This window comes from Methylobacterium sp. UNC378MF (assembly GCF_900103195.1).
Classification (GTDB): Bacteria; Pseudomonadota; Alphaproteobacteria; order Rhizobiales; family Beijerinckiaceae; genus Methylobacterium.
The window spans coordinates 227,808-239,850 of record NZ_FMWU01000002.1; the positions used below are offsets into that span (position 1 = coordinate 227,808).

At 67.9% G+C, this 12,043-nt stretch carries 13 protein-coding genes; 12 read left to right on the forward strand and 1 reads right to left on the reverse strand.

Annotated features, from left to right (window positions below):
• The first annotated feature begins 20 nt into the window (after nt 1–20).
• The 12 genes from flgK to BLT59_RS03010 all read left to right on the forward strand — a co-directional run bounded on the left by flgK (nt 21) and on the right by BLT59_RS03010 (nt 9,198).
• On the forward strand, nt 21–1,475 hold the full coding sequence (gene flgK, locus BLT59_RS02955) for a flagellar hook-associated protein FlgK (RefSeq protein ID WP_091776330.1): 1,455 nt from the start codon (nt 21–23) through the stop codon (nt 1,473–1,475).
• Between the two features lie 4 nt (nt 1,476–1,479).
• The gene (locus BLT59_RS02960) at nt 1,480–2,532 is read left to right on the forward strand and encodes a flagellar hook-associated family protein (protein ID WP_091776333.1); all 1,053 of its coding nucleotides are present in this window, start codon (nt 1,480–1,482) and stop codon (nt 2,530–2,532) included.
• A gap of 91 nt (nt 2,533–2,623) precedes the next feature.
• Nucleotides 2,624–2,971 carry a flagellar biosynthesis regulator FlaF gene (flaF, locus tag BLT59_RS02965; RefSeq protein ID WP_091776336.1) on the forward strand — a complete coding sequence of 116 codons (348 nt, stop codon included), beginning with the start codon at nt 2,624–2,626 and terminating at the stop codon, nt 2,969–2,971.
• An 8-nt stretch (nt 2,972–2,979) separates the two neighbouring features.
• Nucleotides 2,980–3,384 carry a flagellar biosynthesis repressor FlbT gene (gene flbT, locus BLT59_RS02970; RefSeq protein WP_244513802.1) on the forward strand — a complete coding sequence of 135 codons (405 nt, stop codon included), beginning with the start codon at nt 2,980–2,982 and terminating at the stop codon, nt 3,382–3,384.
• A gap of 45 nt (nt 3,385–3,429) precedes the next feature.
• Nucleotides 3,430–3,846 carry a flagellar hook assembly protein FlgD gene (gene flgD / locus BLT59_RS02975; RefSeq protein WP_091776342.1) on the forward strand — a complete coding sequence of 139 codons (417 nt, stop codon included), beginning with the start codon at nt 3,430–3,432 and terminating at the stop codon, nt 3,844–3,846.
• Nucleotides 3,847–4,193: 347 nt separating this feature from the next.
• Complete coding sequence (fliQ, locus tag BLT59_RS02980; RefSeq protein ID WP_091776564.1) at nt 4,194–4,460, forward strand: flagellar biosynthesis protein FliQ; 267 nt, start codon at nt 4,194–4,196, stop codon at nt 4,458–4,460.
• Between the two features lie 90 nt (nt 4,461–4,550).
• Nucleotides 4,551–6,641: a flagellar biosynthesis protein FlhA gene (gene flhA / locus BLT59_RS02985; RefSeq protein ID WP_091776345.1), complete on the forward strand. Its 2,091-nt coding sequence runs from the start codon at nt 4,551–4,553 to the stop codon at nt 6,639–6,641.
• Nucleotides 6,642–6,646: 5 nt separating this feature from the next.
• Complete coding sequence (gene fliR / locus BLT59_RS02990; protein ID WP_091776348.1) at nt 6,647–7,393, forward strand: flagellar biosynthesis protein FliR; 747 nt, start codon at nt 6,647–6,649, stop codon at nt 7,391–7,393.
• Nucleotide 7,394: 1 nt separating this feature from the next.
• Nucleotides 7,395–7,889, forward strand: coding sequence for a hypothetical protein (locus BLT59_RS02995; protein ID WP_091776351.1), 495 nt, complete (start codon nt 7,395–7,397; stop codon nt 7,887–7,889).
• Nucleotides 7,886–8,362: a rod-binding protein gene (locus tag BLT59_RS03000; protein ID WP_091776354.1), complete on the forward strand. Its 477-nt coding sequence runs from the start codon at nt 7,886–7,888 to the stop codon at nt 8,360–8,362. The genes BLT59_RS02995 and BLT59_RS03000 overlap by 4 nt, the downstream gene beginning before the upstream one ends.
• 44 nt (nt 8,363–8,406) lie before the next feature.
• Nucleotides 8,407–8,742 carry a flagellar protein FlgN gene (locus BLT59_RS03005; protein WP_091776357.1) on the forward strand — a complete coding sequence of 112 codons (336 nt, stop codon included), beginning with the start codon at nt 8,407–8,409 and terminating at the stop codon, nt 8,740–8,742.
• 6 nt (nt 8,743–8,748) lie between these two features.
• Nucleotides 8,749–9,198, forward strand: coding sequence for a hypothetical protein (locus tag BLT59_RS03010; RefSeq protein ID WP_091776360.1), 450 nt, complete (start codon nt 8,749–8,751; stop codon nt 9,196–9,198).
• Between the two features lie 143 nt (nt 9,199–9,341).
• On the opposite strand, the gene BLT59_RS03015 is transcribed toward BLT59_RS03010, so the two are convergent.
• A complete protein-coding gene (locus BLT59_RS03015) occupies nt 9,342–12,008 on the reverse strand; it encodes a heparinase II/III family protein (protein ID WP_139173897.1) in 2,667 nt (888 codons plus the stop codon).
• Between the last annotated feature and the right edge of the window lie 35 nt (nt 12,009–12,043).

Here is a 12,043-nt window from a genome sequence, read left to right on the forward strand (position 1 = left end):
CGGATTAGAGGACGCTTGCCATGGGCCTCTCCGTTGCCCTGAACGCCGCGCGCGGATCGCTCCAGGCGAATGCGGTTCAGACGGATGTTGTGTCCCGCAACATCGCGGGTGTCGACGATTCTGCCTATTCGCGGAAGATCGCGTCGCTGGTCACCACCGAAGGGCCGGTCCGGGTCGTGGTCAACCGTGCCAGCGACACGGCCCTGTTCGACAAGATGATCGGCAGTACCTCGGAGCTGGCCGGCCGTGAGGCGATCCTGGACGGTCTCAAGCGCCTCGAAGAGACGGTCGGCGACACACAGGCCGATCAATCGATCGCGGCGAAGATCAGCGCGCTCAATGTGGCCCTCGGCAACGCCGCGAACCTGCCCAACGACAACAACCTGGCCAAGGCCGCCGTCGTGGCGGCGCAGGATCTGGCACGATCACTGAACCATGCCAGCGACACGGTCCAGTCGACCCGTGCGAACGCGGACGCGGAGATCGACAACTCCGTCAAGACGATCAACGACCTGCTCGCCCAGTTCGACACGGCCAACAAGGCCGTCGTGCTCGGAACCGCGCGTGGGGCCGACATCAGTGACGCCCTCGACACGCGCGACAAAATCCTCGCCCAGCTGTCCCGGGAGGTCGGCATCAGCACGATCGTCAGGGCCGGCAACGACATGGCGGTCTATGCCGATAACGGCTCGCCGCTCTACGAACGGGGCGCCCGCACGGTGACCTTCGAGACCACGCCGGATTTCGGGGCGGGGACGAGCGGCCACGCGGTCTTCATCGACGGCGTCAGTGTCACCGGCAAGGGCTCGGTGATGCCGCTTCAGGCCGGGCGGATCGTCGGGCAGATGACGGTGCGCGACGAGATCGGGGTCACCTACCAGAAGCAGTTCGACGCGATCGCCGGCGGCCTGATCAATGCCCTGGCCGAAACGGATCAGACCGCGTCGACCGGGCCTGCGCTGACGGGGCTGCTCACCTATCCTGGCGGTCCGGCGCTCCCGACGGCGACCACCGGGCTGGCGAGCGTGATCCGCATCAACCCTGCCGCCGACTTAGCGCAGGGCGGAAATCCGTTCACCCTGCGCGACGGCGGGATGAACACGGGCGCGCAGTACACCTACAACACCACCCACGCCGCCGCCTTCGCCGACCGCTTGCGTGCGCTGCGGTCCGCGCTCGGCACGGACCGCACCTTCGCGGCCGACTCGGAATTGCCGCTCTCGGCGTCACTGCAGGCGGCAGCGGAATCGTCGGCGAGCTGGCTGGAGGCGACCCGGAAGGTCGCTTCGGTGCAGGTCGACAGTGAATCGGCCCTGCTCAACCGGGCTTCGACGGCCCTCTCGAACGCCACGAGCGTCAATCGCGACGACGAGGTGGCAGCGATGCTTGAGCTTGAGAAATCCTACGCTGCCTCCGCCAAGCTCATCGCGACAATCCACGCGATGCTCCAATCCCTGCTCGACGCCGTGAGGTAGCCCGATGAAGACAAGTTTCATCTCGACGGCAACTCTGTTGAACGGTCCGCGCGCGACGATCGGGCGCCTCCAGGCGCAGATCGACAAAGCCGCGATCGAGACGGAGGGCCGCTACGCCGATGTCGGCCTGGAACTGGGTTACAAGACCGGGATCAGCCTCGATCTCCGACAGCATGTCGCCGCCATCGACGCCCAGCAGCAGCGGAATGGCCTGACCACTGTGCGGCTCGCCACCGCGCAGGGTGCGCTCAGCCGGATCCGCTCAGACGGAGAGGCCTTCCTCGCGCTCTTGGCGCCGGGGAAGCTGAGCGACAACAGCTCGACGGCCGTCGCGCAGACGGCCGCCTCCAATCTCTCGACCTTCATCGGGCAGATGAACGCCACCTCGGGCGGCCAATATCTGTTCGCCGGGATCAACACGGCACAGACGCCGCTCACCGATTATCAGGCGTCACCGCCCTCCGCCGCCAAGCAGGCGTTCACGCAGGCGTTCCGGACGGCCTTCGGGTTCGATCCCGGCACCCAGCCGGATTCCGGCAACATCACCGCGACGCAGATGCAGGCGTTCCTCGACGGTCCGTTCGCGGCCCTGTTCGCCGACCCGCAATGGGGGGCGAACTGGTCATCGGCGTCAAACGTGAACGTGCGCAGCGAGATTACGGACAATGAAACGGCTGAGACGTCCGTCAACGCCAATGTCCAGGCGGCCCGGGACATGGCGATGCTGTACACGCTCGCGACCGATATCGGGCTTTCCAGCCTGACCGGAACGACCCAGACGGCGGTCTACGACCGGCTCCGCAGCCTGGCCAGCAGCGCGACCCTGGGCTTCACGGCGATCCAGGCGGATCTGGGTGTCGTCCAGGCGCGCCTCGGGATCGTCGACCGGCAGCATGATGCGCAGAAGAACATCCTGAAGACTGGTTTCGGCTCCCTCGAGAATACCGACGAGGCCGAAGCCGCGGCGCGGGTCACCAAGCTCTCGAAGCAACTGGACATCGCGTATGCTCTGACCAATCAAGTCAGCAAGCTCAGCCTCATCGACTACGTCCGCTAAAATCGGCGCCCGGCCGATCTAGTCGGCGTCAGAGTCTTTTAAAAAATCGAATTCAGACACTTTACGGACCCACGGAAGAGGCACTTCTGCGATGTATGGCGCGTCTTACGCAGAAATCATGGACGAGTCGCCCGCCCTCGCCCGGGAACGGGAGCGGGCGGCCTTCGATCGCGCGATCGACCTCATGAAGCGCGCGGAGGCCGCCGATGCGCCGATCGCGCTGCGCCAGGAAGCGACAAGCTTCCTTCAGCGTCTCTGGAGCCTGCTTATCGACGATCTCTCCAATCCCCAGAACGGCCTCCCCACGCAGCTGCGCGCGGACCTGATCTCGATCGGCCTGTGGAACATGAGCCAGTCGGATCAGGTCCTCCGCGGCGACGTGCCCGGCTTCGACTCCCTGATCTACGTCAACACGCTGATCCGCGACGGTCTCCAATGAGCCGCTCGATGCATCTCTGCCTCCGGGGTCACGAGCGGATCTTCATCAACGGCGCGGTCCTCCGGGTCGACCGCAAGGTCACGATCGAGCTGCTCAACGACGCCACCTTTCTCTTGGAAGCGCATGTGCTGCAGGCGGAGCAGGCGACCACGCCGATCCGCCAGCTCTACTTCATCGCCCAGGCCATGCTGATCGATCCAGGCAACGCGGATCAGGTGCGATTGGCCTATGACGAGGTCGATGCCGCGATTTGCGCGCAGGATCCCGACCGCCGCATCGCCTCGGCCCTCGAGACCGCGCGGGGCCTCCTCGATGGCGGCCGGCCCTTCGAGGTTCTGCGGATCCTGCGCGGCCTGTTCGAGCCGACGGAACCGCGCTCCCAGCAACCCGCGCTCACCCCCCAGGTCGCCTGAAGGCCACGCGCGGAACGAACATCCGAACCGGATTGAGGCTGAACCATGTCCGTACCCGGCACCAACACGACGTATCAGAACCAGACGACACCCAATGCGTCGACGCGGAGTGCCACGGCCGCGAAGCAGACGACGCTCAATTACGACAATTTCCTCAAGCTCCTTCTGGCTCAGATGAAGAACCAGAACCCGACTGATCCCATGAAATCGACAGAGTATATGGGCCAGCTCGCGACGTTCTCGCAGGTCGAGCAGAGCGTCAACATGAACAGCAAGCTCGACGCGCTGCTCACAACTTCGACCCTGTCGCAGGCGGGAAGCCTGGTCGGCCACACCGTCACCTCGGCAGACAACACCGTCAGCGGGCGGGTGACTTCGGTTCAGGTGACCAGTGACGGCCCGGTCGCGCATCTTGAGAACGGCAAGGACCTCCCCTACGGCCCCGGTCTGACCATCTCGTAGGACCTTGCAGGTTTGGGGCAGTGCGGGCGCGGCCGGGAACGGTCACCCGCTCCCTCTCGGTCAGGTCGGCCCGCTGCGATGCGCCCGAGGGAGGAAGGCGGCGGGACCACCGGGATCGCGGGCATCGCGGTCACGGCGAAGGCGCCGGCAGAACGGTCTCCGGGATCCGGGTCTCGCCCGCATCTCGCGGGACCGGCTCCCAGGCGCCGTCCGGACCACACAGAGACCACGACCCCCCCTATCCGTCCGCCCGGGCGCCCCCGAGCGGACGATTCCCGGCGGCTCGGGAGGGCGACGGACGAATCCACCCGTGCCGCCACATGCTTCTCCCGCCTCTGGGCCGCCCCATGAACGAGATCGATGCCCTTGAACTGGTCCGCTCCGCCATCTGGACGATCATCGTCGCCTCCGGGCCTGCGGTCGGGGCCGCGATGGTGGTGGGGATCCTGATCGCGCTGTTCCAAGCGCTGACCCAGATCCAGGAAGTCACCCTGACCTTCGTCCCGAAGATCGTGGTCGTGTTGCTCGTGATGATCGTGACCGGCTCCTTCGTGGGCGGCCAGATCTACGCCTTCACCGAGATGGTCTACGGCCGGATCGTATCCGGGTTCTGAAGCGCTCCGATGGTGGGGCAGGGCGCCCACGCAATCCAGGCGCAAGCTTGGTGATCCAGAAGCAGCAGCGAGACGGAGAGGGTTGAGAGCGTGGCAGCGGCCGTACAAGCCCTCGCGTCGGACGGCAGAGTCCGGCGGGATGTCTGGTTTGCCATCGGGATCATCGCGATCCTGGCGGTGCTGTTCCTGCCAGTTCCCGCAGTTCTGATCGATATCGGGCTGGCGCTGTCGATCGCCCTGTCGGTGCTGATCCTGATGGTGGCGCTCTGGATCCAGAAGCCGCTCGAATTCTCGTCCTTTCCGACGATCCTGCTGATCGCGACGCTCCTGCGCCTCGCCCTCGGGATCGCGACGACGCGCCTCATCCTGTCCAATGGGGATGCGGGCATCGACGCCGCCGGCCACGTCATCCAGGGCTTCTCGCAATTCGTCATGAGCGGCGACTTCGTGATCGGCCTGGTGGTCTTCGCCATCCTGATCACGGTGAACTTCCTGGTGATCACCAAGGGCGCGACCCGCATCGCCGAGGTCGGCGCGCGCTTCACCCTGGACGCGATCCCCGGCAAGCAGATGGCCATCGATGCCGATCTCTCGGCAGGCCTGATCGACGACAAGGAGGCGCAGCGGCGTCGGCGCGAACTCGAGGAGGAGAGCGCCTTCTTCGGCTCGATGGACGGCGCTTCCAAATTCGTACGCGGCGAGGCGGTCGCCAGCCTGATCGTCATCGCGGTCAACATTTTCGGTGGGATCATCATCGGCGTGACGCGCCACAGCCTGCCGCTCGCCAAGGCGGCCGATGTCTTCACCAAACTGTCGGTGGGCGACGGCCTCGTCTCGCAGATTCCGGCCCTGATCGTCTCCTTGGCCGCCGGCCTCCTCGTCTCCAAGGGCGGGACGCGCGGTACGGCCGAGCAGGCGGTGCTCGGCCAGCTCGGCGCCTATCCGCGGGCGCTGTTCGTCGCCGCCGGGCTGATGCTGGTCTTCGCGGTCATGCCTGGGATGCCGTTCGTGCCCTTCGCGATCCTGAGCGCCCTGATGGGCGCGATCGCCTACCTGATCCCGCGCCGCATCGCCGAGGCCCAATCGAAGGTCGAAGCCGAGACCAAGGCCAAGGAGCGGCAGCTCCTCCTGGAGCGCCAGGAGAGCGAGGCCGTGAAGGAATCGCTGCGGACAGCCGAGATCGAGCTGCGCCTCGGCAAGCACCTCGCGGTGCAGATGCAGCCCGCGCAGCAGGAGCTGGCCCACCGGGTCGGCCGGATGCGCCGGAAGTTCGCGCAGCAATACGGGTTCGTGGTCCCCGAGATCCGGCTTGTCGAGGCGGCGGCCGTCCCGAGCAAGAGCTACGAGATCGCGATCCACGGGACCGTCCTCGCGGCGCAGCAGGTCCGCCCCGGCGAGATGATGATCGTCGTGGGCGACGGACCGCTACCGGGGATCTCCGGCGAGGAGGTGCGCGAGCCGGCCTTCGGCATGCGGGCCATCTGGGTCCCGGAGGCCTATGGGCCGGAAGCCCGCCGCGAGGGCTTCAGCCCCATCGACTGGCCCTCCGTGATGCTGACCCATGTCAGCGAGGTCATCCGCAATAACCTGCCCCAGCTCCTGTCCTACAAGGACATGAGGATGCTGATCGACCGCCTGGATGCGGAGTACAAGCGCCTGGTCGACGAGATCTGCCCGTCGCAGATCTCGTATTCGGGCCTGCAGGCCGTGCTCAAGCTGCTGCTCGCCGAACGGGTCTCGATCCGGAATCTGCACCTGATCATCGAGGCCATCGCCGAGATCGTCCCCCATGCCCGCCGGGCGGAGCAGATCGCCGAACATGTCCGGCTGCGGATCGCGCAGCAGATCTGCGGCGATCTCGCCGAGAACGGCGTCCTCAGCGTCCTGCGCCTCGGCAGCCGCTGGGACCTCACCTTCCATCAGGGACTCAAGCGCGACTCCAAGGGCGACGTGGTCGAGGTCGACGTCGATCCGCGGCTGATCGAGCAGTTCGGCGTCGAGGCCTCGGAGGCGATCCGCGCCCAGATGAAGACGGCCCACAAATTCGCCCTGGTCACCGCCCCGGAGGTCCGCAGCTACGTGCGGATGATCATCGAGCGGCTCTTCCCGACGGTCGCCGTGCTGTCGCATGTCGAGATCGCCCGGGGCGTAGAGATCAGATCCCTCGGCACGATCTCCTGACGCCGATGATTCCGGAGGCGATCCTCGGCGTGTTCGTGATCTTCTGCCGGGTCGGCGGCTGCCTGCTCGCCGCTCCGGGCCTGTCGAGCACGCGGGTGGCGCCGCGCATCCGCCTGTTCATCGCCGTGACGGTGACACTCGCCGTGGCGCCGCTGCTCCTGCCGAAATTCCAGGGCGCCCTGCGGGACGCCGCGCCCGCCGACACCCTGTGGTGGATCCTTTGCGAGACGCTCACCGGGCTCGCCATCGGCTTCTTCGGTCGGGCGTTCTTCTTCGCCCTCGAAACGATGGCCGGCGGTGTGGCAACGATGATCGGTCTCGGCGGTATCCCGGGCAACCCTGTCGCCGATACCGAGGCGGCCTCTCTGGTGGGCTCGGTGATCATGATGGCGGCGACCGTCCTGATCTTCACCCTGGATCTGCACTGGGAGCTGGTCCGCGGGCTGGTCGCCTCCTACGACCGCATCCCGGCCGGGACGCCATTCGGAGCGCGGCCGATGCTGGCGGGCTTGGTCGACCGGATGACCGCATCCTTCGCCATGGCCGTGCGGGTGACGAGCCCGTTCATCATCTATTCGGTGATAGTGAACCTCGCCCTGGGGCTCGCCAACAAGCTCACGCCGCAGATCCCGGTGTTCTTCATCGCGACGCCGTTCATCCTTCTGGGCGGGCTCCTCCTGCTGATGATCCTGTCCGGCGACATGCTCGGTCAGTTCATGCTCGCCTACGCCGATTGGCTCCGGAGAGGCTGACATGCGGACGCGGCTCAGCCGAGCGACGCGGCTCCTCAAGCTGCAGGAACGGCTGCATCAGCGCGCCGAGCAGGAACACGCCCTCCTCGAGCGCCGGGTCCAGATGGCCGATACGGCTCGGGAAGATCTGATCCGCGCGCTCAACGAAGCGTCGGCGTTTCACGAGCCGCTGCGTGCGACGGCAGTCCATCGCCTGAAGACCCTTGCGGTCGCGGCCCAGGAGCTGCGGGCGGAGCGAGACGCCTCCACGCAGCAGCTGCGCGCCCGGGCCACGCAGCACAGGCGGACCGAACTCTGGGTTGATCGCCTCGGAGCCGAGGTCCGGCACTGGGCGGAGAAGCGGGACTGGGCCGAACGTCTCGATCGCCTCACCGGCGCTACCGAGGAGGCAAGCCTCCGGTCAGCCAGGCCGGCTAACCCTGCATCGGAGCCCCGACTTCCCACGGCGGCGGCCGGGCCGGCCGGTCCCGTCCCTCCGGATACGAGCGCACAGTGAGCGTCCAACTCCCCTCCGATATCGTCCTCGACGTGGCGCGCGCCGCCGATCCGAGTCGCTATCAGGCGGCCGTCACGAAGCTGACGCAGGCTATGCCCGGGAGCTTCGCGGACGCCCTGGGCGCCGTCGCGGGAGCGCGAATGGGCGTGGCTGCGTCGCCGCAGCCGGATCCCCACGCTGTGCTGACGCGCTTCCGGACGGCTGCGACTCTTCCGGCCCCGCGGGCGAAGGGAACGGCGGCTCAGCAATTCGAAGCCTTCGCCCTGCAGACCTTCGTCGAATCGATGCTGCCCCGGGATGCCGGGGCCGTCTTCGGCAAGGGCAATGCCGGATCCATCTGGAAATCGATGCTGGCCGAGCAGCTCGGGGCCCAGCTCGCCGCTGCCGGTGGAATCGGCATCGCCCGGATGATCGACGCCGCGCACCCGGAGGCAACCTCCAAGACGCGGGACGCCCGGACGCCGACGGCCTGAGGCGCGGCCCGACACGGCGCGCCCCTCTATAACGGACATCGACCATGCTGCTGTCATCCTTGAGCCGCCTCGAAGCCACCATCGACGCGGAGACCGCCGCGCTCGCGGTGCACGACCTGCACGATCAGGACGACTTCAACCGCCGCAAGAGCCAGAGCCTCGTCGAACTCGCGCGGCTCGGCCGGACCATCGACGCGTCCCGGCTGAGCCCGCCGGAGATCGCCGGGCTGGAGCGTGTCCGCGCCAAGCTCCGGCGCAACCACGAATTACTGGGCATCCACCTGCGCGCCATGCAGGAGGTTTCCGACATCGTCGCGACCATGATCCAGAGCGCGGAATCGGACGGGACCTACTCGGCCACCTTGCGCCATCCGGAGTAAGAGCCCGTGACCCGAATCGTCATCACCGGTCTCTGGATCTGCGCCATCACGGTCCTGTCCAGCTACGCGGTGAGCGTCTGGATGCCGGCCCTGCCGAAGCCCAAGGCCGAGGAGTATCTGGACACGCTGACCTACCAGAAGCTGCGCCCGCTCAATATTCCAATTATCGCGGACGGCAGCGTCCAGGGCTACATCATCGCGACGATCGTCTTCACGGCCGATTCGCGGCTGATCAAGGGCATGGGCGTCACCCCGGCGCCATTCGTCATGGACGAGTCCTTCCGTCAGATCTACACCGACAGCGAACTCGATTTCCGCAAAATCAAGAAATACGACATCAACAAGCGCCTGGACGAGATCAAGCGGCGCGTCAACGAGCGGCTCGGTTCCGAGGTCGTCCGGGACGTCATGGTCGAGAACTTCAACTTCGTGACCAAGAAAGATATCCGGAGCTGAGGCCATCCGGAGCCAGAGGGGCCTCGACCGCGCGACGGCCGTTCGACGCAAGGCCGACGGCGTGGCGGAGAGCGCCCGCCGCCTATCCCTATCGCCGAGGCACCCGCAAGCGAGGCACCCGCAGGTCGAATGTGCGAGCCGGCTCACTCCGTGAGCCGTTGGCGGAACGCCTCGCCTTCGACCGTGCGCAGGAGCCGCCCGACGCCCTCCGCGGACGCGGCGATCAGCAGGCCGCCTGCCACGTGCTCCCGGCCCGACAGATCGTAGGTCAGGACCGTTCCGGCGGCAGGCTCCCGATCGGCGGCCTGCGGTGCGGCCCAGGCGCGGCTCACTCCGACATCGTTGACTCGGCCGGCGATCGCGACCGGTACGATGTGGAGCTGCCGCGCACCACGAAGGCCGAACACCCGCCGGGATGAGTCCAGGGCGACCGTTACCGCCGGATCGAGATGCAGGAAGCCCTGCACCGAGAGGGGGCGGCTCTCCGTCAGGAACCGGTCGAGGACGGCCACGCCGGATAAGTCCTCCAGCAGGACGAAGGCCCGGAGGTGCCGGTAATTGGGCCCGTGCACGGTCGTCGCGATGAGGTGGACGGTGGCATCGCCGAGGCCGAAGGAGGCTTGCGGGACGCCTGTTCCCGCCCCCGGCTCGCGCCCGTCCGGGATGGCGACGTTGTGAGCCCGTGCCGCTGGCTGCCGGCCGCCGCCTTCCGTGATCCACCGGAGGCCGCCGGTGCCGAAGGTGAACGACGTACAGTCGCGGTGGTCCTGGGGGTGAAGTTGAGGGCCGTAATCCGCCGTGAAGGCGGACCATCCCGTACCCGCGTCCTGCCGGCGGGCGAGCAGGGTTCCGGGCCGGGCCGCCGCCGGAAAAGCGGGGCCTGCATGCACGGCTCCGGGCCCCGGGGGCGGACCGGCTATCCAGGGCCGGATCCGAGAGGCCGCCAGCCGGTCCAGCCAGCGATTGCGGCCGCCGGGATCGGGTGCGTCGTCGAACGGCGGCAGGACACCGTCCGGCTCGAACAGGTCGACAAGGCTGACCCACGCGTTCGCGAGGCGCGGCTCGAGACTCGCGGCCAGGGAGGCCAGATCCGGCCTGGCTTCCAGAATCGGCAGCAGAGCCAGGGCGAGGGTGAGGATCTCGAGGCGGCGGTGATAGGAGGGCTCCGCGATGACGCCGTCGGGATCGATCAGCGCCTCGAAGCCGCTCTGGAGGGCGGCCAGCGCAAGGCCGGTCCAGTGTGGCGCCAGCGGGAAGGCGGGGAGGGCAAGACCCGTGGTCAGCAGCGCGGCCGCCACCTGAAGCTCCAGCATTGAGCCCGCCAGCGTGTTCTGGGCGAGGATCTCCGCCAGGGCGATGGCGTGCCGCACGATCTCGCCCCCCAGAATTGCCACGGCGCGCTCATCCGCGTCCCGCGCAGCGGCACCCAGGAGGGCCAGCATCGCCTCCAGGCGCTGGGCCATGCAGGTGGGATGCAGGTTCAGCACATCCGCCGGCTGCCCCCACGGATTCGCATCGGACCAGGACAGGGCGACGGCAACCGCGCGGCCTCGCATCGTCCGGTCCGGGCTCTCGGCCGCGCCCCAAATCCAGGCCAGGCTGTGAAATGCCAAGCGCCATGCATGCGACCGGAACGGATCGGCCGCCCAGTCGGGCGCCTCCGGGAGCGCCCAGGCCGGCTGGGACGCGAGACGCACGTTCCCCTCCGCCCAGCCGCAGGCATCAGGACCTTCCCGCAGGAGCGCGCAGCGACGCAGCGGCGCGGGCTGCCCCGACAGGCGGGCGGGATCGAGATAGGGATGGATCGTCTCCGCGGCGGCGCCCTCGGCCGCGGCGGCCGGAATTCGAGCGCCCCCGAGCCGACCGAGGAGCCGCGCCAGGAAAGCCGCGGCGCCCGGCATCGCATCATCCGCCAGGTTTGCCAGCCGCAGGTCATCGTCGAGGAACACGTCCGGCTCGGCCACGAGGGCGACCTCCGGATCCGATTCCCAGGTGGCGAACCCGATTTCCAGCGTCGCCGCACGTGCCGGCGGTGAGATCTTCAGGGTGAAACGGTAGGCCTGCCGGTGCACCGGGATATCCAGGAAGGCCGGAACCGCCAGCGTGGCCAGGGTATCGGGGTAGGGGGGCGGAATCAGGTCGCCGCCCACATCGTGGAAGGCCAAGCGGGCCAGCACGCCCTCCGTCGCCCCCTGGGCGATCACCTGTCCCTTGACGACGAGTCCGCGTCCCGGCACCAGCCCGTGCCGGAACCAAATGGGCTGCGGGCCGAGGCGGATCCGGCCATCCCGCGAGAGGCCGCTCCGGAGCAGGTCGATGCCATCGGCGCTCGCCGCATCGGGCTGGGCTGGGCGGATCGCGGGATCGAGGATGCGGAACGGTTGGTCGTTGCGCCAGCTGCGGATGATCACGGTTACTGCCGCGGCGGGCGTCGGCAGGTAGAAGCGGCGGCGGATGCGGATCGCCCGGGCCTCGCCGCCCTCCGCCGCCGGGCCGGCCAGCCAGTCCCCGTGCGCATCGATCGATGTCCGCCCCAGTCCGGCGACACGCGCGAAGTCGATCTCGGAGCGATCCTGCGCCCGGAAGGCAAATCCGAGCGCGGCGAAATCCTGAGCCGTCGACGCCGTCTCGTCCGCGGAACAGACCATGTATGCGTCGAACTCATACCAGCGCTCCGCCTCCAGCCCCTCGAATGTGAGACTCACCCGTGACCAGCGGTTGCGGTTGTCGACGACGTGATCCGCCCCGGGCGCGGAGACGGCCGCACCTTGCTGGGCCGGAACGGCGGAGCGGAGGGATCGATCGCTCATCGGCCCGGACGCGAGGCGCTGCAGCACGAGGGAAC

Coding starts and splice junctions, on each gene's coding strand:
- fliQ (WP_091776564.1), top strand. CDS start 4,194: ATGAACGAGATCGATGCCCTTGAACTGGTCCGCTCCGCCATCTGGACG.
- BLT59_RS02960 (WP_091776333.1), top strand. CDS start 1,480: ATGAAGACAAGTTTCATCTCGACGGCAACTCTGTTGAACGGTCCGCGC.
- BLT59_RS03005 (WP_091776357.1), top strand. CDS start 8,407: ATGCTGCTGTCATCCTTGAGCCGCCTCGAAGCCACCATCGACGCGGAG.
- flgD (WP_091776342.1), top strand. CDS start 3,430: ATGTCCGTACCCGGCACCAACACGACGTATCAGAACCAGACGACACCC.
- BLT59_RS02995 (WP_091776351.1), top strand. CDS start 7,395: ATGCGGACGCGGCTCAGCCGAGCGACGCGGCTCCTCAAGCTGCAGGAA.
- BLT59_RS03015 (WP_139173897.1), bottom strand. CDS start 12,008: ATGAGCGATCGATCCCTCCGCTCCGCCGTTCCGGCCCAGCAAGGTGCG.
- flaF (WP_091776336.1), top strand. CDS start 2,624: ATGTATGGCGCGTCTTACGCAGAAATCATGGACGAGTCGCCCGCCCTC.
- flbT (WP_244513802.1), top strand. CDS start 2,980: ATGCATCTCTGCCTCCGGGGTCACGAGCGGATCTTCATCAACGGCGCG.
- flgK (WP_091776330.1), top strand. CDS start 21: ATGGGCCTCTCCGTTGCCCTGAACGCCGCGCGCGGATCGCTCCAGGCG.
- fliR (WP_091776348.1), top strand. CDS start 6,647: ATGATTCCGGAGGCGATCCTCGGCGTGTTCGTGATCTTCTGCCGGGTC.